At 73.9% G+C, this 21592-nt stretch carries 15 protein-coding genes and 1 pseudogene; 9 read left to right on the top strand and 7 right to left on the bottom strand.

The genetic code is table 11. From position 1 onward, the window contains the following. A partial coding sequence (treZ, locus tag RIM90_RS04395; protein WP_309059197.1) for a malto-oligosyltrehalose trehalohydrolase occupies positions 1-1495 on the bottom strand: 1495 nt, incomplete at its 3' end. 173 nt (positions 1496-1668) lie between these two features. On the opposite strand from treZ, the gene RIM90_RS04390 reads away from it, so the two are divergent. After that, positions 1669-2220: a DUF1707 and FHA domain-containing protein gene (locus RIM90_RS04390; protein WP_309059196.1), complete on the top strand. Its 552-nt coding sequence runs from the start codon at positions 1669-1671 to the stop codon at positions 2218-2220. Positions 2221-2354: 134 nt separating this feature from the next. Beyond that, on the top strand, positions 2355-2771 hold the full coding sequence (locus tag RIM90_RS04385) for an SSI family serine proteinase inhibitor (protein ID WP_309059195.1): 417 nt from the start codon (positions 2355-2357) through the stop codon (positions 2769-2771). A 37-nt stretch (positions 2772-2808) separates the two neighbouring features. Here RIM90_RS04385 and RIM90_RS04380 read toward each other — a convergent pair whose 3' ends face one another. Both RIM90_RS04380 and lpdA read right to left on the bottom strand, forming a co-directional pair. Beyond that, positions 2809-4059, bottom strand: coding sequence for a M14 family zinc carboxypeptidase (locus RIM90_RS04380; RefSeq protein WP_309059194.1), 1251 nt, complete (start codon positions 4057-4059; stop codon positions 2809-2811). A 116-nt stretch (positions 4060-4175) separates the two neighbouring features. Further along, entirely contained in the window at positions 4176-5579 is a 1404-nt protein-coding gene (lpdA, locus tag RIM90_RS04375) for a dihydrolipoyl dehydrogenase (RefSeq protein WP_309059193.1), read from the bottom strand. Positions 5580-5695: 116 nt separating this feature from the next. Between lpdA and RIM90_RS04370 the strand changes: the two genes are divergently transcribed. After that, positions 5696-6643, top strand: a complete 948-nt coding sequence (locus tag RIM90_RS04370) for a LysR family transcriptional regulator (protein ID WP_309059192.1) — start codon at positions 5696-5698, stop codon at positions 6641-6643. A gap of 27 nt (positions 6644-6670) precedes the next feature. Here the strand turns inward: RIM90_RS04370 and treY are convergent, their stop codons facing one another. Together treY and glgX are read right to left on the bottom strand one after the other, a co-directional pair. Continuing rightward, positions 6671-9067: a malto-oligosyltrehalose synthase gene (gene treY / locus RIM90_RS04365; protein WP_309059191.1), complete on the bottom strand. Its 2397-nt coding sequence runs from the start codon at positions 9065-9067 to the stop codon at positions 6671-6673. 90 nt (positions 9068-9157) lie between these two features. Beyond that, positions 9158-11296, bottom strand: coding sequence for a glycogen debranching protein GlgX (gene glgX, locus RIM90_RS04360; RefSeq protein WP_309059190.1), 2139 nt, complete (start codon positions 11294-11296; stop codon positions 9158-9160). A gap of 509 nt (positions 11297-11805) precedes the next feature. Between glgX and RIM90_RS04355 the strand changes: the two genes are divergently transcribed. Together RIM90_RS04355 and RIM90_RS04350 are read left to right on the top strand one after the other, a co-directional pair. Then, on the top strand, positions 11806-13074 hold the full coding sequence (locus RIM90_RS04355; RefSeq protein ID WP_309059230.1) for an SAV2148 family HEPN domain-containing protein: 1269 nt from the start codon (positions 11806-11808) through the stop codon (positions 13072-13074). Positions 13075-13204: 130 nt separating this feature from the next. After that, complete coding sequence (locus RIM90_RS04350) at positions 13205-13927, top strand: 3'-5' exonuclease (protein WP_309059189.1); 723 nt, start codon at positions 13205-13207, stop codon at positions 13925-13927. Between the two features lie 47 nt (positions 13928-13974). Here RIM90_RS04350 and RIM90_RS04345 read toward each other — a convergent pair whose 3' ends face one another. Beyond that, complete coding sequence (locus RIM90_RS04345) at positions 13975-14838, bottom strand: aminoglycoside phosphotransferase family protein (protein WP_309059188.1); 864 nt, start codon at positions 14836-14838, stop codon at positions 13975-13977. 627 nt (positions 14839-15465) lie between these two features. On the opposite strand from RIM90_RS04345, the gene erm reads away from it, so the two are divergent. Further along, positions 15466-16245: an ErmE/ErmH/ErmO/ErmR family 23S rRNA (adenine(2058)-N(6))-methyltransferase gene (gene erm, locus RIM90_RS04340; protein ID WP_309059187.1), complete on the top strand. Its 780-nt coding sequence runs from the start codon at positions 15466-15468 to the stop codon at positions 16243-16245. Between the two features lie 47 nt (positions 16246-16292). Then, on the top strand, positions 16293-17492 hold the full coding sequence (locus RIM90_RS04335) for a macrolide-inactivating glycosyltransferase (protein ID WP_309059186.1): 1200 nt from the start codon (positions 16293-16295) through the stop codon (positions 17490-17492). Between the two features lie 85 nt (positions 17493-17577). On the opposite strand, the gene RIM90_RS04330 is transcribed toward RIM90_RS04335, so the two are convergent. After that, entirely contained in the window at positions 17578-19827 is a 2250-nt protein-coding gene (locus RIM90_RS04330; protein ID WP_309059185.1) for an MMPL family transporter, read from the bottom strand. Positions 19828-20301: 474 nt separating this feature from the next. Here RIM90_RS04330 and RIM90_RS04325 point away from each other — a divergent pair, with 474 nt between their 5' ends. Both RIM90_RS04325 and RIM90_RS04320 read left to right on the top strand, forming a co-directional pair. Beyond that, positions 20302-20850 carry a DUF1697 domain-containing protein gene (locus RIM90_RS04325; RefSeq protein ID WP_309059184.1) on the top strand — a complete coding sequence of 183 codons (549 nt, stop codon included), beginning with the start codon at positions 20302-20304 and terminating at the stop codon, positions 20848-20850. A gap of 125 nt (positions 20851-20975) precedes the next feature. Continuing rightward, positions 20976-21448 (top strand): annotated as a pseudogene (locus RIM90_RS04320) (disulfide bond formation protein DsbA). The last annotated feature ends 144 nt before the right edge of the window (positions 21449-21592 follow it).

Below are 21592 nucleotides of genomic sequence, written 5' to 3'. Positions count from 1 at the left end.
GGCGCAGGGCGACGAGCCGCCGGTACCAGGCCAGCACGCGCGCGTGGGGGTCGCGTTCCGGCTCCGACCAGTCCAGGCAGGAGCGGTCGCGGGTGGCGGGGTCCTGCGGGTCGGGCACGTCCTCCTCGGCCCAGCCGTGCGCCGCGAACTCCCGGCGCCTGCCGTCGCGCACCGCCCTGGCCAGCTCGGGATCGGTGTGATCGGTGAAGAACTGCCAGGGCGTGCCCGCAGCCCACTCCTCGCCCATGAACAGCATGGGCGTGAAGGGCGCCGTCAGGGTGAGGGCCGCCGCGCACGCCAGCAGCCCGGGGGAGACCAGCGCGGCCAGGCGGTCGCCTTGGGCGCGGTTGCCGACCTGGTCGTGGGTCTGGCTGTAGCCGAGGAGCCGGTGCCCGGCCACCCGGTCGCGGTCCAGGGGACGGCCGTGGCGCCGGCCCCGGAAGCTGGAGTACGTGCCGTCGTGGAAGAAGCCGCCGGTGAGCGTCTTGGCCAGGGCCGCCAGCGGGGCGCGCGCGAAGTCGGCGTAGTAGCCCTGCGACTCGCCGGTCAGCGCGGTGTGCAGGGCGTGGTGGAAGTCGTCGTTCCACTGCGCGTGCACCCCGAACCCGCCCTCCTCGCGCGGCGTGACGACCCGCGGGTCGTTCAGATCCGACTCGGCGATCAGGAACAGGGGGCGGCCGGTGCCGGCGGCGAGGGTGTCCACGGCCTCGGACAGCTCCTGGAGGAAGTGGGACGCGCGCGTGTCCACCAGCGCGTGCACCGCGTCCAGCCGCAGCCCGTCGATCCGGTAGTCCCGCAGCCACGCCAGCGCGCTGCCCACGAGGTACGCGCGCACCTCGTCGGAGCCGGGGGCGTCCAGGTTGACCGCCGCGCCCCACGGCGTGTGGTGGGTGTCCGTGAAGTACGGGCCGAACGCCGGAAGGTAGTTGCCGGACGGCCCCAGGTGGTTGTGCACCACGTCGAGGACGACGCCCAGGCCCAGCGCGTGCGCCCGGTCGACGAACCGTTTCAGCCCCTCGGGCCCGCCGTACGGCTCGTGCACCGCCCACAGCGACACCCCCTCGTACCCCCACCCGTGCCGGCCCGGGAAGGGACACACCGGCATCAGCTCCACATGCGTCACGCCCAGCTCGGCGAGATGCCCGAGCCGCTCGGCGGCCGCGTCGAAGGTGCCCTCGCGCGTGTACGTGCCGACGTGCAGCTCGTACAGCACCGCGCCGGGCAGCGGACGCCCGCTCCACCGCGCACGCCAGGCGAACCGCTCGTGGTCGACGACCGCGCTCAGCCCGTCGGGGCCGTCCGGCTGCCGGCGCGAGCGCGGATCGGGCAGCACGGGACCGTCGTCCAGCGCGAAGCCGTACCGGGAGCCGTCGTGCGCCTCGGCCTCCCCCCGCCACCACCCCTCCCGTTCGGGATCGCGCTCCAACGCGCGCGTGACGCCGTCGCACTGGAGCGTCACTCGGCCGGCCTGCGGTGCCCACACCTCGAACTGCACGGACGGTTCCCCTTCGTCTGCTCACCGTGATGTAGCCCGTCCATCGTGCTGCATGAATGATCGCTCCGCCGGTGAATTCTCCCTTTCGCGGCGGGTGTCGCCGGGTACGCGCGCGTGGCGGCCGCTCCCCGGTTTTCTGGACAGCCCGGCCGCGCTGTCCGACAATCAGCAGCGTGACGTCGTCCTTCGAGTTCCCCACGTACCCCGCGCGGCTCTCCGACGCGGAGCGCGACAAGGCACTGGACGTGCTGCGGGACGGCGTCGCCACGGGGCGGCTGTCCCACGACACGTACATCCGGCGCATGGAACTCGCGCTCGCCGCCCGCCGGCCCGACGAGCTCGCCGCGCTCACCGCCGACCTGCCCACGGAGAGCCGCCTCTCGCGACTGGTGTTCGGCACCGTCGAGGCGGTCTCCGGGTTCACCGTGCGGCTGCGCAGGGCCTGGCAGGCCGAGCGGCTGCCCAAGCTGCTGCTGCCGCACCCGGCTGCCGGTCACCCGCTGCGCATAGGCCGCGACCCCGGCAGCGGGCTGCGGCTCAACCACGAGACGGTCTCCCGGGTGCACGCCGAACTCCGCCACCAGGGCGGCATGTGGGTGCTGCGGGACCTCGGTTCGACCAACGGCACGACGGTGAACGGGCGCCGGGTGGTCGGCGCGGCCGTCGTCCGCGAGGGCGACCAGATCGGGTTCGGACGGGTCACCTACCGGCTCGCGGCGAACTGACCGGGACCGGAGGGGGCTTCACCGCCCCGCGCCCTCGCCCACGGCGCCGGCGGGCCTGCCGGGGCACCCGCGCGCACGCTCCCGTTCGGGTGAGCGGGGTGCGGTCCGGGGGCCGTCGTGCCGATGCACCGGGAATGACGCACACCTCACTGAAAGCGGTACGGGGCGCACTGCTGGCGGCCGTCGCCCTGCTCGCCTGCGCCGCTCCCGCACCGGCGAACACCGGACACACCACCACGGACGACTGGCTTCTGCTCGCGGTCGGCCGAGGGGAGACGCCGCCCGTCACGGCGGGCGGCAGCCTGCTGCGGTGCGATCCTCCCCGGGGCCACCGGCACGCCGCCGACGCGTGCGCGGAACTGGCCGCGGCGGACGGGCACATCGCCGGCATCCCGCCGAAGGACGTCCACTGTCCGATGGTCTACGCCCCGGTGACCGCCCGCGCGCACGGGGAGTGGCGCGGACGGCCCGTCACGTACACGGAGACCTTCCCGAACCGCTGCGTGATGGCCGCCCGGACCGGCTCGGTGTTCGCGCTGGACGGTCCGTAGGGCCCGGCGGTCCGCGAGGAGGAGACGGCGGGCGGTCTCAGACCGCCCGCTCGCGCGCGTGGAGCGCCGCCGCGACCACCGTGCGGGACTGGTGCTCCACCTGGTGTTCCACGGGCACCCAGCGGGCGCGGAAGCGCACGGCGAAGGCGTCGCTCCACAGCGCGACCAGGTGCTCGAGACGCGCCGCCGCCTGCGCGTCGGTCCCGCGCAGCGCCCGCCGCAGCATGGCCGCCGCCCTGAGCGGCACCCGGCGCGCGAACGCGTCCACGCTGCCCACGTACGCCCTCGTGCCGTCGGCGGGCGGCGTGCGGATCAGGTCGGCGGCCAGCCCCGGCACCAGGTCCAGCCCCCAGGTGGCCGCCCTCAGCAGGGGGTCGTCGGTGTCCCCGGGCCGGGGCCGCGCGTCCTGGAGCACACGCCGCACCTCGCCCGCGTCGCGCAGCAGCCGGTCCGCGAGCGCCCGCAGCGCGGCGGCCGGTGCCGGATGCGGTGCCGGGTCGTCCACCAGGTCGCCGGCCCACATCGGCACCTCGATCACCGCGGTCAGACCGCCGTACCGGTGGGCGTGGTACCAGGTGCTGTGCCGCGCGTCGTCCGGAAGGCTCGGATAGGCCGGTCCGGCCTCCGGCGCGGGCATCACCCGCACCCCGGGACCGGACGCCGGCCAGCCCGCCGCGTCCGAGGCGCCCGCCTCCACCGGGATGTGCAGCTCCGCCGCGGACTTGACGAACGGCTCGGCGAGCCCCGGCACGTCCCTCGTCAACTGCACCCAGCTGCCGCCCAGATCGGTGCCGTGCAGGGACACCTGGAGGTAGGGCCGCAGCTCGTCGATGACCCCGATCAGGGCGCGGGTCTCGGGCGGCAGCCGGTCCGGCGGCAGCACCGACGGCGCCCACTCCGGCTGTTCCGGCCCCGCGGGACGGAAGAACCCGAGATGGTAGTCGTACAGGCTGCGCGGCGCCGACATCACATGGAGACTCGCCCCGTCGGGGTCCGCGCACAGCAGGAAGTGCCACGACGTGCCGTCCCGCAGCTCCCGCTCCTGGAGGACCCGCCGGGCCAGCGCCAGCAGCGTGCCCCCGCCGGCCGGTTCGTTGGCGTGGGCGCCGGCGACCACCAGCACGGCACGCCGGGCGTGGCCCACGGACAGCAGGTGCAGCGGCCGGCCCGCGCGGGAGACCCCCACCTGCCGCAGCGTGCACAGACCGGGCCGTTGCGCGGTCAGCGCGCGGGCGGAGGAGACCAGTTCGGCCACCGTCGGATAGCACAGCTCCGGCAGCGGACTCACCCCCCGTCACGACCACCCGACCCCGTACTGCGCAGTACCCCACGACCGTGAGGTGGTGTCAAGAGCGTGGCGGGGATGCGCCCGGGGGCGCGTCCCCGCCGACCGCCGCGCGGAGGTCACTGCTGGTGCAGCCCGCGGCCCGCCAGGGTCAGGAACACCTCGCCGACCGCCTCCGAGAGCGTCGGGTGCGGATGGACGTGCCGGGCCACGTCCGACGGTTCGGCGTCCCAGCCGACGATCAGCTGGCTCTCGGCGACCATCTCCGACACGTGCGGGCCCACCAGATGCACCCCGAGCACCCGGCCGCCCCCGGCCTCGGCGACGACCTTCACCATCCCGCCCTGTCCGTGCACCATCCCCTTGGCGACGGCCGTCAGCGGCATGGTGTTGACGGCCACCTCGTACCCGCGCGCGCGTGCCTCCGCCTCGCTCAGGCCGACGGAGGCGGTCTGCGGCGCCGAGTACGTCACCCGGGGCACGGTCGCGTAGTCGACGGGCGCCGACGGCAGCCCCGCCAGCGTCTCGGCCACCAGCAGCCCCTCCGCGAAGGAGGCGTGGGCCAGTCCGAGCGACGGCGGCGGCAGCAGGTCGCCCACGACGTGGATGCCCGGCACCGACGTCTCCAGCCGGTCCCAGTGAGCCGGTACGACGAAACCGCGCTCGTCGGTGCCCAGGCCCGCGGCGGCCGGGTCCAGCCCCTCGGTGACCGGCGTCCGGCCCACGGCCACCAGGAGCCGCTCGGTCCCGACCGTACGGGTCTCGCCCCGGGCGGTGCGCACGCGCGCGCGTACGCCGCCGTCGAGCACCTCGGCGTCCAGCAGCCGGGCGCCCGCCTGCACGTCGATGCCGCGCTTCCTCAGACCGCGTGCCAGATGGCGGCTCACCTCCGCGTCCTCCAGCGGCACGATCCGGTCGGCAGCCTCCACGAGGGTGACCTCCGCGCCCATCGAGCGGTGGAACGAGGCGTACTCCACGCCGATCGCACCGCCGCCCAGGACCAGGACGGACGCCGGCAGCCCGGGCGCGAAGAGCGCGTCGTCGCTCGTCACCACGCGCCGCCCGTCCGGCACGAGCCCCGGGAGCGTGCGCGGGCGTGAGCCGGTGGCCAGCACGATCCCCCGGCGCGCGGCGAAGTCCTGCACGCCGTCCACCTTCACCGTGCGCGGTCCGGTCAGCCGCGCGCTGCCCCGCACCACCCGCACGCCCGCGTGCGCGAGGTGCGCCTCCACGCCCCGGTGGTTCCGGGCCACGATGTCCTCGCGGGTGGCGACCAGCGCCGGCCAGTCCACGGCGTCCAGGGTCGCCTTCACGCCCCAGCGCTCGCGCGCCTCGGCGATGCCGTCGACCAGCTCGGCGGCGTGCAGCATCGCCTTGCTCGGGATGCAGCCGCGGTGCAGACAGGTTCCGCCGACCTTGTCGCGTTCGACCAGGACGACGTCGAGGCCCAGGGCGGCGGCGCGCAGGGCGGTGCTGTACCCACCGGTGCCGCCGCCGATGACGATCACGTCGTGTGTGTTCATGCCCTCAGCCTCCGCGCGGCCCTTGCCATGAGTCCAAGGCAATGTTCTTGTTGATCCGATGCAGAACGTTCATGGCGGGAGCCGGTGACGGTCCCGGGGCGGGGACGGGGGCGGGGATGAGTCTGCGGCAGATGGAGTACTTCCTGACCGTCGTGGAGGAGGCGTCCTTCACCCGCGCGGCCGAACTCCTGCACGTCACGCAGTCCGCGCTCTCCCACCAGATCAAGGCCCTGGAGCGGTCGGTCGGCGGCGCCCTCCTGGAGCGCATGCCGCGCGGGGTGCGCCTGACGCCGATGGGACGCGCCTTCCGGCCGCACGCCGAACTCGCCGTCCGCAGCGCCGCCCAGGCCCGCCGCGCGGCCCGCGCCGTCGCCGGGGCCGAGGGCGGCGAACTGCACATCGCGGCCGTGCACTCGATCGCGGTCGGCGTCCTCCCCGACCTCTTCGCCCGCTGGCGCGCCGCGCACCCCGGGGTTCTGCTGCACCTCCACGAGTACGCGACGACCGAGGCCCTGGAGGAGGAGGTCGAGCGCGGCACCGCCGACCTCGCCGTGGGCCCGGCGCCCGCCGACTGGCCCGGCACCGTCGTCGAGGTCGGCCAGGAGGAGATCGTGCTCGTGGTCCCCTTCGACGACCGCTTCGCCGGCCGCAGGACGGTGACGCTGCCCGAGCTCGCGGACCGCCCCTGGGTCCGCTGCGCCATGGAACCCGTCATCGACGGCGAGCGCTTCCTCGACTGGGCCTGCGGACACGCCGGCTTCCGCCCGCGCACCGCCGTGTTCACCGAGCACACCTCCACCGCCGTGCGGATGGCCGCGGCCGGCGTCGGCGTCTGCACGGCGCCCTCGCACATCGTGGGCGGCGCGGTCGGGGAGGACTGCGTGGTCCTCTCGCCCGACCCGCCCTGGGTGCGGGCCCTGACCGTCTTCGCGCGCGTGCCGCCCACCGGCGCCGCCGAGGCCTTCGTCGACCTGCTCAGGGAGGCCTGGCCGCTTCCGGGAGTGCCCGCCGCGCCCGCCGGCCCGTACGAGGTCTGCGGGGCGCCCGCACCGGCGTCCCGCTGAGACCGGCCGCGGCCCGCGCGCGGGCGGTCAGCCGTCCTGTCCGCCGACGGCGCCGACCCGCTCCAGCAATGCCACCGGCCACCGCTCGAACAGCTCCGCCACGCGCGCGTGCCCCGTGAACTCGCGCCCGGGGGCCAGGGCGTCGGCCCACCGCCCCGGCGGCAGCGCCAGCCGCGTGTCCCGCCAGCCGCCCGCCTCCGCCAGCCGCAGCGACAGCCGGGTGACGGCGGTGAGCACCTGCCCCGAGCGGACGAACGCCACACAGTGCGCCGCCGCGGGTCCCTCGGGGGCCAGCGGCTCGTACGAGGCCGTGTCGCCGAAGGCGTCCGGCCGCCGCGCCCGCAGCCGCAGCGCGGCCCGCGTCACCGCCTCCTTGCCGCCGGTGTCACCGGACGGATCGGACGGCCCGAGCGGCCCGGACGGGAAGCCCACCGTCCGCCGGTTGTCCGGATCCACCAGTGCCCGGTACTCGCCCTCCGTGCCCTGGTAGACGTCGGGTACGCCCGGCATCGTCAGGTGGACCAGGGCCGTGCCCAGGACGTTCGCCCGGATGTGCGGTTCCAGCGAGGCGCGCAGCGCCGCCACCTTCTCGCCCGGCACCCCGCACGGCCCCGCCGCCACGAACCGCGCCACGGCCTCCTCGTACGGCGGCTCCTGTTCGGTCCAGCTCGTGTGCAGCCCCGCCTCGCGCACATGCTTCAGCAGCGCCCCCTGCACCCGCTCCTCGTCGGCGGGCCCCAGCCCGAACACCGTCTGCCAGGCCGCCCACGCCAGCTGGGCGTCCGGTGCGCCCTCGCCGGTGCGCGTCACCTCCGCCAGGACGTCCGCCCAGCGCTGCGGGCACTCCGTGAGGACGTGCAGCGCCGCCCGCACGTCGGCGCTGCGCTTGGTGTCGTGCGTGGAGACGACCGTCCCGGTGGCCGGCCAGTCGCGCTGCACGCGCGCGCAGTACGCGTGGAACCGCTCCGGGGACGCCGCCGGACCGCCGGGGTTCTGGCCCACCTCGTTCACCGACAGCAGCGGAACGTAGCGGTAGAACGCCGTGTCCTCGACGGACTTGGCCCGCAGCGCCGACGCGGTCTGCGCGAACCGCGTACGGAACTCCACCTGCCCCGGCCCGTCGCCGTACCGCCCGAGCACCAGGTCCCGTACGACGTCCACCGCCCCGGCCTCCTCCGGGACGGCGAAGGCGAGCCGGGCCTCGGCCGCGGCCTCCTCGGTGACCACGGCGGAGGCGTCCACCGAGGCGTAGGGGCGGTACACCTCCAGCCGGACCAGCAGTTCCCGGAGCGCCGTCCGCAGCGCCCAGGGGGCGCGGTCGCGCAGCGCGGGATCCGGCGAGGCCGCGCACAGCCGGCTCGCCACCCGGGTCAGCCGGTCGACCTCGGTGGCCAGCTCGTGCGTGACCACCTTGTACGCGGCCCGCCGTACGGTGGCGTCCCAGTCGCCGCCCCGGTCCGGCTGCGGGGCGGCGAACCGCCGGTACTGGCCGAGCAGCTCCCCGAACCCCGCCGGGTCCGTGAACAGGCCGTCCACGTGCCGCAGGGCGTCGTAGCCGGTGGTGCCCGCGACCGGCCAGGAGGCGGGCAGCGGCTCGCCGTCGGACAGGATCTTCTCCACCACCGTCCACCGGCCGCCCGTCGCCTCGTGCAGCCGCCGCAGATAGCCGTCCGGGTCGGCGAGCCCGTCCGGGTGGTCGACGCGCAGCCCGTCGATCACGCCCTCGCCCAGCAGCTGGAGGATCTTGGCGTGCGTGGCCTCGAAGACCTCGGGGTCCTCCACCCGCACCCCGATCAGCTCGGAGATGCTGAAGAACCGCCGGTAGTTCAGCTCGGTCCGGGCCAGGCGCCACCACACGGGGCGGTACCACTGCGCGTCCAGCAGCTGCGGCAGCGGCAGCCGGTCGGTGCCCTCGCGCAGCGGGAACGCGTGGTCGTAGTAGCGCAGCACGTCGCCGTCGGTCTTCAGCCGGTCGATCTCCGCGCCGAGCGGCCCGCCGAGCACCGGCAGCAGCACCTGGCCGCCCTGCGCCTCCCAGTCGATGTCGAACCACCGCGCGTAGCGCGAGGCGGGTCCCTCGCGCAGCACCTCCCACAGGGCGTGGTTGTGGCGCGGGGACATCGCCATGTGGTTCGGGACGATGTCCACGATCAGGCCGAGCCCGTGCTCCCGCGCGGTGCGCGCCAGGGCCCGCAGGCCCTCCTCGCCGCCCAGCTCCGCACGCACGCGCGCGTGGTCCACCACGTCGTAGCCGTGCGTGGAGCCGGGCACGGCCTCCAGGACGGGGGACAGATGCAGATGGGACACGCCGAGCGAGGCCACGTACGGCACGGCCGCCGTCGCCGCCGCGAACGGGAAGCCGGGCTGCAGCTGCAGCCGGTAGGTGGCCGTGGGCACCGCCGGGTCAGGTTGCTCGAGGGTCATGGGAACCTACGTACCCGCCCCGCCGCCTTTCGTGTCATCGCTCGCCCCACCGAGCCACCCGTCGCCCGGACGGGTGGCTCCCGGGTGCGGTCACGCCGGCCGCTGCAGCACCGTCAGGCTCCGGTCGGTCAGCGTCAGCCGGGTGCCGGCCCGCACCTCGGGGCCGGTGCCCGGCGGGACGCCGTCCGCGCGGGCCGTGTCCACGACCACCTGCCACTGGCGGCCGTGGTCGACCGGCACCACGAAGTCCAGCGGCTTGGGCGAGGCGTTGAACATCAGCAGGAACGAGTCGTCGGTGATGCGTTCCCCGCGCGGCCCCGGCTCGGAGATCGCGTTGCCGTTGAGGAACACCGTCAGCGCCGACGCCCGCGCCGAGTCCCAGTCCCGCTGGGTCATCTCCGCGCCCTCCGGGGTGAACCAGGCGATGTCGGACAAGTCGTCGTGGGTGCCCTCCACCGGCCGGCCGTGGAAGAAGCGGCGCCGGCGGAAGACCGGGTGGTCCCTGCGCAGCCACACCATCGCGCGGGTGAACTCCAGCAGCTGCCGGCGGACGTCCCCCTCGGCGTCCTCCGCCTGTCCGGGGTCGGGCCAGTCGAGCCAGGCCAGCTCGTTGTCCTGGCAGTAGGCGTTGTTGTTGCCGCGCTGGGTGCGGGCCACCTCGTCGCCGTGGCTGATCATCGGCACGCCCTGGGAGAGCATCAGCGTCGCGATGAAGTTCCGCATCTGCCGGGCCCGCAGCCGCAGCACGTCCGGGTCGTCGGTCTCGCCCTCGACGCCGCAGTTCCAGGACCGGTTGTGGCTCTCGCCGTCCCGGTTGTCCTCGCCGTTGGCCTCGTTGTGCTTGTCGTTGTACGACACGAGGTCGTGCAGCGTGAAGCCGTCGTGGCAGGTCACGAAGTTGATCGAGGCCAGCGGGCGCCGCCCGTCGTTCTGGTACAGGTCGGAGGAGCCGGTCAGCCGGGAGGCGAACTCCGCGAGCGCGCGCGGCTCGCCCCGCCACAGGTCCCGCACGGTGTCCCGGTACTTTCCGTTCCACTCGGTCCACAGCGGCGGGAAGTTGCCCACCTGGTAGCCGCCCTCGCCCACGTCCCAGGGCTCCGCGATCAGCTTCACCTGGGAGACCACCGGGTCCTGCTGCACCAGGTCGAAGAACGACGACAGCCGGTCCACCTCGTGGAACTGCCGCGCCAGGGTCGCCGCGAGGTCGAAGCGGAAGCCGTCGACGTGCATCTCGGTGACCCAGTAGCGCAGCGAGTCCATGATCATCTGCAGGACGTGCGGGGACCGCATGAGCAGGGAGTTCCCGGTGCCCGTCGTGTCCATGTAGTAGCGGCGGTCGTCGGTCAGCCGGTAGTACGAGGGGTTGTCGATGCCCTTGAAGGAGAGCGTCGGGCCCAGGTGGTTGCCCTCGGCGGTGTGGTTGTAGACCACGTCGAGGATCACCTCGATCCCGGCCTCGTGCAGCGCCTTGACCGCCGACTTGAACTCCAGCACCTGCTGGCCGCGGTCGCCCCAGGACGCGTAGGCGTTGTGCGGGGCGAAGAAGCCGATGGTGTTGTAGCCCCAGTAGTTGTTCAGGCCCATGTCCACCAGGCGGTGGTCGTTCACGAACTGGTGCACCGGCATCAGCTCCAGCGCGGTCACCCCGAGCTCGGTCAGGTGCTCGATCACCGCCGGGTGCGCGAGGCCCGCGTAGGTGCCGCGCAGCTCCTCCGGCAGCCCCGGATGGCGCATGGTGAGGCCCTTGACGTGGGCCTCGTAGATCACCGTGTGGTGGTACTCCGTGCGGGGGCGCCGGTCGTCGCCCCAGTCGAAGTACGGGTTGACCACGACCGACGTCATCGTGTGCGGCGCCGAGTCGAGGTCGTTGCGCCTCTCGGGTGCGTCGAAGTGGTAGCCGTACACCTCCTCGCCCCAGCGGATCGACCCGCTGATCGCACGCGCGTACGGGTCGAGCAGCAGCTTCGCCGAGTTGCAGCGCAGCCCGCGCTCGGGGGCGTACGGCCCGTGCACACGGAAGCCGTACCGCTGCCCGGGCATGACCCCGGGCACGTACGCGTGCCGCACGAACGCGTCGCTCTCGCGCAACTCGATCGCCGTCTCGGAGCCGTCGTCGTGCAGCAGACACAGCTCTACTCGGTCCGCGGCCTCCGTGAAGACCGCGAAATTCGTGCCGGCGCCGTCGTACGTGGCACCGAGTGGATACGCCTCGCCAGGCCAGACCTGCATGGATACGACTCTTTCAGGTGTGCGGCGCCGGTGGGGGCGCCTTGGCTCCGAGTGTCCCCGAGTCTCCCCGAAAAGGCGGGAGCGGTGGGGACATCTCATACCTCCGGGGGCAGCGGGGCCAGAGGTACGAGGGAGGAGAACGGGAACAGGGGGGCGCAGGGGACAGGGGGGCAGGGGGAGGGAGCAGGGGCACCGGGGGCGCGGAAGCCGCGTGGGGTGCGTCGTCGGCGGGCGGAGCGGCGGGGGAGAGCCGGCCGGGCGACCGGGAGACCGGGCGGGCCCAAGAGGGTGACCACACAGGCCCGGAGGCGACGAAGATGGCCGATTCCCCTCCTCCGGTGGGGTGTTGCCCTCGTCCGGCCCGGCGCCGCCGCTATGAATCCGCTCACTCGCCGGGCGCCCGCCGAGTGGAACGGTCGTGCGGAAGAAGGAAGTTGGGAAACGACCCTGTCCATCGGGCTGCACCGCGCGCCGCATGCGGAGTACTCTCCTTGATCGTCGGGACGGGAGTGCTCGGGGGAGCGGAAGGCGGTGTGCGGGTGGGCTCGGGAGGGCTGGAGCTGCCCCCTGGTGACGAGGGTCACGAGGGGAGCTCCACGGACGTCCCGCCCGGTGCGGTGTCCCTGGCACGGCCGATGGACGCGGGCTCGATCGGGCCGGAACTGGACTGGGGCGCCGACGCCTGGCGCGAGGTGCGCACCCGCGCCCAGCGGGCCGGCCGGGCCTACATCTGGCTGAACCTCGTCGAACAGCGGCTGCGCGCGGTCGTGGCCGCCGTGCTGCGTCCCGTGTACGAGCCCGTGCACGGCGACGACTGGGTGATCGCCGCCGCCGGGCCCGCCGGACAGGAGTGGGTGCAGCGCGCGGTCGCGGTGCGCGAGGTCAGCCGCCGCAAGGGCTATCTGCTCGACCCGGCCGACGACAACGTCCTGTCCTTCCTCACGCTGCCGCAGCTGCGCGAGCTGATGGTGCAGCACTGGCCCTGCTTCGAGCCCTACTTCGACGACCGCCGGGACGTCGAGCTCGCCCTGGACGAGCTGGAGGTCACGCGGAACGTCGTCTCCCGCAACCGGGCGCTGTCCGAGGCGGTCCTGAGCCAGGCCGAGCGGGCCTCCGCGCGGCTGCTGGAGATGCTCGGTGCCGGGGGCGACGTCCCGTCCGCGCGCCGGCTGCCCGTCGACGCGGTCGAGGACCTGGTGGGCGACCGGTACGCCGACGTGGTCGCCGTGCACCCCGACCGGGTGCGGCTGCTGCGCCAGTTCCCGGCGGAGGACATCTTCGGCGGCGCCCGCCGTCTGGACGCCATCGGCATCGGCCTCAACCTGCTGGTGCAGAACTTCTCCGGCCGCCGCCTGGTGCGGCTGGCCGAGTCGGGCAGCCGGGTGCGGCTGCTGTTCCTGAACCCGGCCTCGAGCGCGGTCAAGCGCCGCGAGCGCGAACTCGGCATGAAACGCGGCGAGCTCGGCCGCGCCGTCGAGATGAACATCCTGCACATGCGCCGCGTCCGCGCCCGGCTGCGCGATCCCGGCGCCTTCGAGATCCAGGTCTACGACGAGACGCCCCGCTGCACGGCCTACCTCGTCGACGGGGACGGGGCGGACGGGATCGCCGTCGTGCAGAACTATCTGCGCCGCACCCGGGGGATGGAGGCACCGGTGCTGGTCCTGCGCAACGGGAACAAGGTGGTCAGACCGGGCGAAATCGAGGAAGGCGGGCTGTTCCCCACCTATCGCGAGGAGTTCGAGCAGATGTGGGCGGATTCGCGGCCGGTGTCGTGAACGCCCCGTGTCGATGCCCCTTGTGGGGGACTGCCCGGGGCGGTAAGCGGAACGCGATCCTCTGATTGTCAGTGGTGCGTGCGAAGGTGGAGGTCACTGGGGGAACGCACCACACAGAAGGGGGCAGCCCATGGGCTGGCACCGGGAGCTGCTGATCGGCTTCGACCTGGAGACGACGGGGACCGACCCGCGCGAGGCACGGATCGTCACGGGAGCCGTGATCGAGGTCAGGGACGGGGAGCCGACGGGGCGCCGGGAGTGGCTGGCCGACCCGGGCGTGCCGATTCCCGCGGACGCGGTGGCGGTGCACGGCGTCAGCAACGAGCGGGCGGCCGCCGAGGGCAGCCCCGCCGACCAGGTGGCCGACGCGATCGCCGGTGTCCTCACCGCCCACTGGAGGGCGGGCGTCCCGGTCGTCGCCTACAACGCCGCTTTCGACCTGACCCTGCTCTCCGCCGAACTGCGCCGGCACGGCCTGCCGTCCCTGCGCGACCGTCTGGGCGGCGTCGACCCCGCCCCGGTCATCGACCCGTACACGATCGACCGCTCCGTCGACCGCTACCGCCGCGGCAAGCGCACCCTCGAGGCGGTCTGCGCGGAGTACGGCATCGTCCTCGACGCCGCGCACGACGCCACCGCCGACGCCCTCGCCGCGGCCCGCCTGGCCTGTGCGATAGCCGGCCGTCATCCCAAGGTCGCGGCCCTCGGCCCGGCGGAACTGCACCGCCGCCAGATCGAGTGGTACGCCGAGTGGGCGGCGGACTTCCAGGGCTTCCTGCGCCGCAAGGGCGACGCCACCGCGACGGTCGACGGCACCTGGCCGCTGCGGGAGCCGGCGGGCGAGCCGGTCTGACGCGCCCGCCCCCCCCGTGGGGGCGGGCCGGCGCGGAGGCCGGCGCGTCAGAACGGATACCAGCGCACCGTCTCGTCCCCGTCCCGCAGGGACGCCACCCGGCGTTCGAACTCGGCCAGCGCCTTGGGATTGCTCGGTGCGTGCTGGGCGACCCAGGCGCAGCTGGCGGTCTCCCGCGCGCCGCGCAGCACCGAGCAGCCCTCCCAGGCGCGCACGTCCCAGCCGTAGGTCTCGGTGAAGGACGCGTACGCCTCCTCCGGCAGCCCGTAGCGGTCGTGGGAGAGGGCCATCACGACCAGGTCGTGCTCGCGCAGATCGGACGAGAAGGTCTCCAGGTCCACCAGGACCGGCCCGTCCGCTCCGACGTGCACGTTCCGGGGCAGCGCGTCCCCGTGGACCGGGCCCGGCGGCAGGTGGGGCGTCAGCGCCGCGGCGGCCGACGCGAAACCGTCGCGCCGCTCGCGCAGGTACGCCGCGTCCGCGGGGTCGATCGCGTCACCCGCGAGCCGCAGCCAGCGTTCCACCCCGCCCAGCAGATCGCGGGGCGGCAGCGCGAAGGGGGGAGCGGGCAGTGCGTGGACGAGCCGCAGCAGCTCGGCCAGATCCCGGGGCTCGGCAGGCCGTACCGGTGCGGGCAGCCGGTGCCACACGGTCACCGGGTGGCCCTCGACCAGCATCGCCTCCGGTCCGGCCGGCCGCACCGCCGGCACGCCCGCCTCGGCCAGCCACCTCGCGACGGCCAGCTCCCGGCGGGCCCGGTCCAGCAGCCCGGCGTCCCGGCCCACCTTGACGGCCAGCTCACCGGCGGCGAACACCGCGTTCTCGCCGAGCGCGAGCAGCCGTGCGTCCCGTGCCGCACCGGGCAGCACACCCGCAGCGGCCAGTACGTCCCGCGCCCGTGCCTCGTCCATCCGTCCGCCTCCGTGTCCGTGTACGTCGTCGTCCGACCTGTCTGATCCGTCCGGCCCGTCCGGTCGTCCCGTGCGCGTGGCCGACCGCGCGACGCCCCGCGCGGACACCGCACGGATCCGGCCATCCACCGGCCAGTGTCCCATCGGCACAGGTCGGGTGGTGTGCGCGGTGCCTTGACGAGACGGACCGCCCCTGCCCGTCCTCTGCGGGCCTGGACGGCAGCCCGGCGGGGGGAGCGTGTGTTCTTCCGAAGGCGGTGACGCCGGCCCTGCCGCGATCCGGCCCCGCAGGAGTCCGGTGCCGGCCCGCCGCCGGCGTGCTGACCCCGCCCTGTGCCGCCGCGGCCGTGCCCGGCCCGGAAAAACCGTTGCGCGCCGTCACGGCGGCCGCCTAGCGTCCTCGCCGTGGGAGCCTTCAACGCGATCTACACCTCCGGTCCCGGCCGGGGCTGCACGTACTCCATCCGGATGCGTCGCGGCCCCGGAGCCCTGACCGGCCCGGGGAGCCACGCCCGCTGATCCGGCGCGGCGGCCGTCCGCACGCCTCCCCCTGCTCTCTTTCCTCTGTCTTCCGGTCAGGGCCCTCGTCCGCCCTTCTCACCTCACGGAAGACAAGGACCGCAGGCCATGGCCCGTCCCGCCTCCCCCTCCCGCGCGCTCTCGCAGAACTTCCTCGCCGACCGCGCCACCGCCCGGCGTTTCGCCCGCCTCGCCGTCCCGCACGGCGGGCCCGTCCCGTTGCTGCTCGAAGTCGGCGCGGGCAAGGGCGCGTTGACCGACCCCCTGGCCCCGATGTGCCGGGAGCTGCACGCCTACGAGATCGACCCGCGGCTCGTGCCCGCGCTGCGCGACCGTTTCTCCGGAACGCCCCACGTCCGCGTCATCGGCGCCGACTTCCTCGCCGCGCGTCCGCCGCGCACGCCGTTCTCCGTCGCCGGGAACGTGCCGTTCTCCCGCACCGCGGCCGTCGTCGACTGGTGCCTGCGCGCACCCCGCCTCACCGACGCCACCCTCCTCACCCAGCTCGAGTACGCCCGCAAGCGCACCGGGGACTACGGCAGCTGGACCCGCCTCACCGTGCTGACCTGGCCCCACTGCGAGTGGCGGCTGCTCGCACGGGTCGGCCGGCGCTCCTTCCGGCCCGTGCCACGGGTCGACGCCGGTGTCGTCCGCATCGAGCGCCGCCGCACCCCGCTGCTCGACGCTGCCGCGTCCGGCAGCTGGCGGCGCCTGGTCGAGCTGGGCTTCTCCGGGGTCGGCGGCTCGCTGCACGCGTCCCTGTGCCGGGCGCACCCCCGGCGGCGGGTGGACGCCGCGTTCCGGGCGGCGCGGCTGGATCCGGGGGTCCTGGTCGGCGAGGTGGCGCCGGAGCGGTGGCTGCGGCTGCACGAGGAGCTGACCCGGTGACCGATTCCCGGTTGCACGAGACGTATCGTCTCGCTTATGGTCGGGGCATGACCAGCCCCGCTCACATCGCCATGTTCTCCATCGCCGCCCACGGCCACGTGAACCCCAGCCTGGAGGTGATCCGCGAGCTCGTCGCGCGGGGGCACCGGGTGACGTACGCGATCCCGCCGCTCTTCGCCGAGAAGGTCGCCGGGACCGGCGCCGAACCCAAGCTGTGGAACAGCACGCTGCCGGGCCCCGACGCCGACCCGGAGGCCTGGGGCACCACACTGCTGGACAACGTCGAGCCGTTCCTCGACGACGCGATCCAGGCGCTCCCGCAGCTGATCGAGGCGTACGACGGGGACGAACCGGACCTCGTCCTGTACGACATCACCTCCTACCCGGCGCGCGTGCTCGCCCACCGCTGGGGCGTGCCGGCGATCTCCCTCTCGCCGAACCTCGTCGCCTGGGACGGGTACGAGCAGGAGGTCGCGGAGCCGATGTGGGAGGAGCCGAAGAAGACCGAGCGCGGCCGGGCCTACTACGCCCGCTTCCACGCCTGGCTGGAGGAGAACGGGATCACCGAGCACCCGGACCCGTTCGTGGGCCGCCCCGCCCGTTCCCTCGTCCTGATCCCCAAGGCGCTGCAGCCGAACGCCGACCGGGTCGACGAGAGCGTGCACTCCTTCGTCGGCGCCTGCCAGGGCGACCGCGGCGCCGAGGGGGAGTGGCGGCGCCCGGCCGGTGCCGAGAAGGTCGTGCTGGTGTCGCTCGGGTCGTCGTTCACCAAGCAGCCCGCCTTCTACCGGGAGTGCGTCAAGGCGTTCGGCGACCTGCCCGGCTGGCACCTGGTGCTCCAGATCGGCCGGCACGTCGACCCCGCCGAACTCGGTGACGTACCGGCGAACGTCGAGGTACGCTCCTGGGTGCCGCAGCTCGCGATCCTGAAGCAGGCCGACCTGTTCGTCACCCACGCCGGGGCGGGCGGCAGCCAGGAGGGGCTGGCCACGGCCACGCCGATGATTGCCGTCCCGCAGGCCGTGGACCAGTTCGGCAACGCCGACATGCTGCAGGCGCTCGGCGTCGCCCGGCACGTCCCCACCGACGAGGCGAGTGCCGAGACCCTGCGGAGCGCGGCCCTCGCCCTCGTCGACGACCCGGAGGTCGCCCGCCGGCTGAAGGACATCCAGGCCGGCATGGCCGAGGAGGGCGGCACCCGCAGGGCGGCCGACCTCATCGAGGCGGAACTGCCGCGGCAGCGGTAGCGACCGGCGGCAGGGGCCCGGCGGAGACCGCCTCAGGGGCCCGGCGGACCGCCGGGCCCTCTTCCCCGTCGCGGCGCCCGCGGGATCAGACCCGCACCGGCTCGCCCTCGTCGTCCCGCGCCACCGGCCGCGCCACCGCCTCCGGCGACTCGTCGTGGGTCAGGTCGGGCATCCGGTGCAGCCACTTCGGCAGGTACCAGTTGCGCTCGCCGAGCAGCGCCATCACCGCCGGGAGCAGCACGCCCCGGATGATCGTCGCGTCGATGAGCACCGCCGCCGCGAGTCCCACGCCCATCTGCTTCATGGACTGCATGGACAGCGTCCCGAAGATCGCGAACACGGCGACCATGATGACCGCGGCGCTGGTGACGACACCGGCCGTGGTGACCACACCGTGCCGGATCGCGTCCCGCGTCGTACGGCCCCGCATCCGGGCCTCGCGGATCCGGGAGACCACGAACACGTGGTAGTCCATCGACAGACCGAACAGGATCACGAAGAGGAACAGCGGCAGCCAGGTGATGATCGCGCCGACGCCCTCCGCGCCCACCAGGGACGCGCCCCAGCCGTGCTGGAAGACGGCCACCAGGATGCCGTACGCGGCGCCCACCGACAGTAGGTTCAGCACGATCGAGGTGATCGCGATCGTCAGCGAGCGGAAGGACAGCAGCATCAGCAGGAAGGCGAAGACCACCACGAAGACGAACACCGGGACGACGGAGCCGACCAGCTGGTCGTTGAAGTCCTTCGAACCGGCGACCTGCCCGGTGATCGGCGCCTCGACCCCGTCCACCTCGCCGAGCGTCGCGGGCCGCACCTCGTCGCGCAGCTTCTCCAGGCTCTCGCCCGCCCTGTCCTGGTCGGAGCCGCCGACCAGCGGGACGTAGACGAAGGCGATGTTCTGCTGGTCGTGCAGCTTGATCTCGACCGGGCCGCGCGAGGCACCCGAACCGATCGCCCGCTCACGGAAGTCGGCCAGCGCGGACTTCACCTCGGGGGCGTTGATGTCGTCGGCCCTGACGACCACCTCGGCCGGCTCGGAGCCGCCCGGGAACGCCTCGTTGACCCGGTTGTACGTCTGCACGATCGGCAGCGAGTCGCCGAACTCCTGGTCCAGGGTCAGGTTCTGGGTCTTCATGCCGACCGCAGGAGCCGCGACCGCGAGCAGCGCGCCGGTCGCCACCACGGCGGCGAGGAGCGGCCTGGCGAGCACACGGTCGAGCACCGCCCCCCAGAACCGGCTGTCGTTGCCACCGCCGTCGCGCCGCTTGCGCAGGAACGGCACGCGGCCCTTCTCGACCCGCTCGCCCAGCAGCGACAGCAGCGCAGGCAGCACGGTCACGGAGCCGACCATGGCGACCGCCACGACCATCAGCGAGGCCAGGCCCATCGCCTCGAACTCGGCGAGCCCGGTGAACAGCATGCCCGCCATGGCCACGCACACCGTGACACCGGAGACCACGATCGCCCGGCCACTGGTCGCGGCGGCGATCCGCAGCGCGGTCCGCGCGTCCCGGCCGGCCGCCCGCTCCTCACGCTCGCGGCGCAGGTAGAACAGGCAGTAGTCGACACCGACGGCCAGACCGACCAGCAGCATCACCGAGTTGGCGGTCTCGCTCATCGGCTGCAGGTGGCTGACGAGGCCCATCAGACCCATCGTCGCCATGATCGCGGTGATCGCCAGCGCCACCGGCAGCAGCGCCGCCACCAGCGCGCCGAACGCGATCAGCAGGATGCCGAGGGCCACCGGCACCGCCGAGTACTCGGCCTTCTTGAAGTCGTCGCCGAACGCGTCGTCGAACGTCTTCATCATGCTGGCGCCGCCGATCTCCTCGATCCGCAGCGCCTCGTGGTCCTTCTGGACCTCCTCCACGGCGTTCAGCACCGGCTCGACCCGCTCGCCGGCGGTGTCCGAGTCGCCGCGCATGTCGAACTGGACCAGCGCGCTGCGCCCGTCCTTCGAGACCGTCCCGCTCTCGTACGGCGACGTCACGTCCGTGACCTCACCGGTCTTCTCCACGGCCGTGACGACCGCGGTGACGGCGGACCGGAACGCGGGATCCGTGGCCGTGAGGCCCTCGTCCCTGGCCTGGACGAGCACGGTCTCACTGGCCGGCTCCTCGATCCCGGCGTCCTCGATGATGCGGGCGGCGGTGCTGGTCTCTCCCTTGAGCTGATCGCTGTTGCCGACGTCGACCCGGCCGGCGGCCGATCCGAGTCCCATCGCCAGCACCACGAACAGCACCCAGATGCCGACGGCCGCCCAGCGGTGCCGGGCGCTCCAGCCGCCGGCCCGGGCGGCGAGCCCCCGTACCCGCGAATCTCCGTTCCCCATGACGGATTCGCTCCCTCGTGCACGGCAGCGACCTCCTGCCGCCACCTTTCGCTTTCTCGAAGGTATGGGCCGGATAAGGCCATCTCGTCGTGCTGCCCGGTGAAGCCCGCGGGACCGGAGTCATCCCCTTGGCGCCGGTCACCTCCCCACTGGGGAGGACGGCGGTCCCTTACATCTACTCGGTGCCGTCGGGGAGGGACATCAGGGTGCCGGGCCCGGCACCCTGATGTCCGGTGGTGTCCGGCGCCCCGGGCCCGGCGGCGTCCGATGCCCCGCGCCCTGCGCCCCGGCCGTGTCCGGTCCGTCGGCGGAGATCCGCTTTGTCTTTCAACAATTTTGTTGAATAAGTCACAGGTGCGTGCAGCGGTTGATCCGGGGCCCCTCGTTCCGACAGAGTTTCGCGCAGTCCGCCCGCGCGGACCCGGCCGTCGTGCCCGCCCCCACGGGGTACGACGGCCGACCTATGGTGTGCGGATGGCGACGACATACGCGGCGCTGCTGCGCGGGATCAACGTGGGCGGCAGCAGGAAAGTCCCGATGGCCGACCTGCGCGCCCTCATGGAGGGCCTCGGGTACGGCGGAGTGCGCACCTACCTCCAGAGCGGCCAGGCGGTGTTCACCTCCGGACACGGCGACGAGGAGTCACTGGCCGCCGAACTCGCGGCGGCGATCGAGCGGCACTTCGGCTTCGGCGTCGACGTGATCGTGCGCGATCACGCCTACGTGAAGGCGATCGCCGACGCCTGCCCGTTCCCGGCCGCCGAGCTGGAGCCCAGACAGCTCCACGTCACCTACTTCTCCGCGCCCGTCGGCCCCGAGCGCTTCGCCGGGATCGACCCGGCGGCCCATCTCCCCGAGGAGTTCCGCCTGGGGGACCGCGCGCTCTACCTGTACGCGCCGAACGGCCTGGGCCGCTCCAAGCTCGCCGAGCAGCTGGCCAGGCCCCGCGTCAACAAAGGCGTGATCGCCACCACCCGCAACTGGAACACCGTCGTCAAACTCGTGGAGCTCACCCGCGCCTGAGCGGAACACCGCCGGGGACGCCGCCGTCGAGGGCGGACGCGGGTGCGGGGCACGGGAATTGGCCCGAGGAGGAGCCGCCGAGGTGGGCCAGGACCCCGTGGCGCGCCCCGCACAGGTTCGGCGGCATGACGAACGGCACGGCGCCCGCGCGCGTCGACTGCTCCTTCGACCCCGCCTGCCCCTTCGCGTGGATCACCTTCCGCCGGCTGCTGAAGGTCGAGCGGGAACGCCCCCTCGACCTCCGCTTCCACGTGATGAGTCTCTCCCGCACAACCTCGGCACCGTGATCACCGACTCCCTCACCGAACTCGGCCTGCCCGGCGGCCTGCCCGGCGGCCTGGCCGCCGCCGCGCACGACCCGGCGTACGACGACGCCGTGCGCCGCAGCCACGAGGCGGGCGCCGAACCGGACTCGGGCGCCTACGTGGGGACGCCCACGATCCACGTCGACCGGACGGTGTGGTTCGGCCCCGTGCTGCGGGCCGTCCCCCGGGGCGAGCGGGCGGCCGAACTCTTCGACAGCTTCCGGGTCCTGGCCACCCATCCCGACTTCTTCGAGCTGAAGCGGACCCGGACGGGCGGCCTGTCCTTCGCCTGAGGACCGAGGACCGGGGCCCGGGCACCCGGCGCGTCAGGCCCCGACCGCCGCCGGCACGGGCATCCGCGCCTCGTCGTACCGCTCCAGCAGCACCCGCGCCACCTCCGGCGCCGGGCCCAGGACGTCCGCCAGGACGTCCGCCTC

This window comes from Streptomyces sp., assembly GCF_031181555.1.
Classification (GTDB): Bacteria; Actinomycetota; Actinomycetes; order Streptomycetales; family Streptomycetaceae; genus Streptomyces; species Streptomyces fimbriatus.
This window is presented reverse-complemented; position numbering and strand designations above follow the sequence as displayed.

Coding starts and splice junctions, on each gene's coding strand:
- RIM90_RS04385 (WP_309059195.1), top strand. CDS start 2,355: ATGACGCACACCTCACTGAAAGCGGTACGGGGCGCACTGCTGGCGGCC.
- lpdA (WP_309059193.1), bottom strand. CDS start 5,579: ATGAACACACACGACGTGATCGTCATCGGCGGCGGCACCGGTGGGTAC.
- RIM90_RS04370 (WP_309059192.1), top strand. CDS start 5,696: ATGAGTCTGCGGCAGATGGAGTACTTCCTGACCGTCGTGGAGGAGGCG.
- treY (WP_309059191.1), bottom strand. CDS start 9,067: ATGACCCTCGAGCAACCTGACCCGGCGGTGCCCACGGCCACCTACCGG.
- glgX (WP_309059190.1), bottom strand. CDS start 11,296: ATGCAGGTCTGGCCTGGCGAGGCGTATCCACTCGGTGCCACGTACGAC.
- RIM90_RS04350 (WP_309059189.1), top strand. CDS start 13,205: ATGGGCTGGCACCGGGAGCTGCTGATCGGCTTCGACCTGGAGACGACG.
- RIM90_RS04345 (WP_309059188.1), bottom strand. CDS start 14,838: ATGGACGAGGCACGGGCGCGGGACGTACTGGCCGCTGCGGGTGTGCTG.
- erm (WP_309059187.1), top strand. CDS start 15,466: ATGGCCCGTCCCGCCTCCCCCTCCCGCGCGCTCTCGCAGAACTTCCTC.
- RIM90_RS04335 (WP_309059186.1), top strand. CDS start 16,293: ATGACCAGCCCCGCTCACATCGCCATGTTCTCCATCGCCGCCCACGGC.
- RIM90_RS04330 (WP_309059185.1), bottom strand. CDS start 19,827: ATGGGGAACGGAGATTCGCGGGTACGGGGGCTCGCCGCCCGGGCCGGC.
- RIM90_RS04325 (WP_309059184.1), top strand. CDS start 20,302: ATGGCGACGACATACGCGGCGCTGCTGCGCGGGATCAACGTGGGCGGC.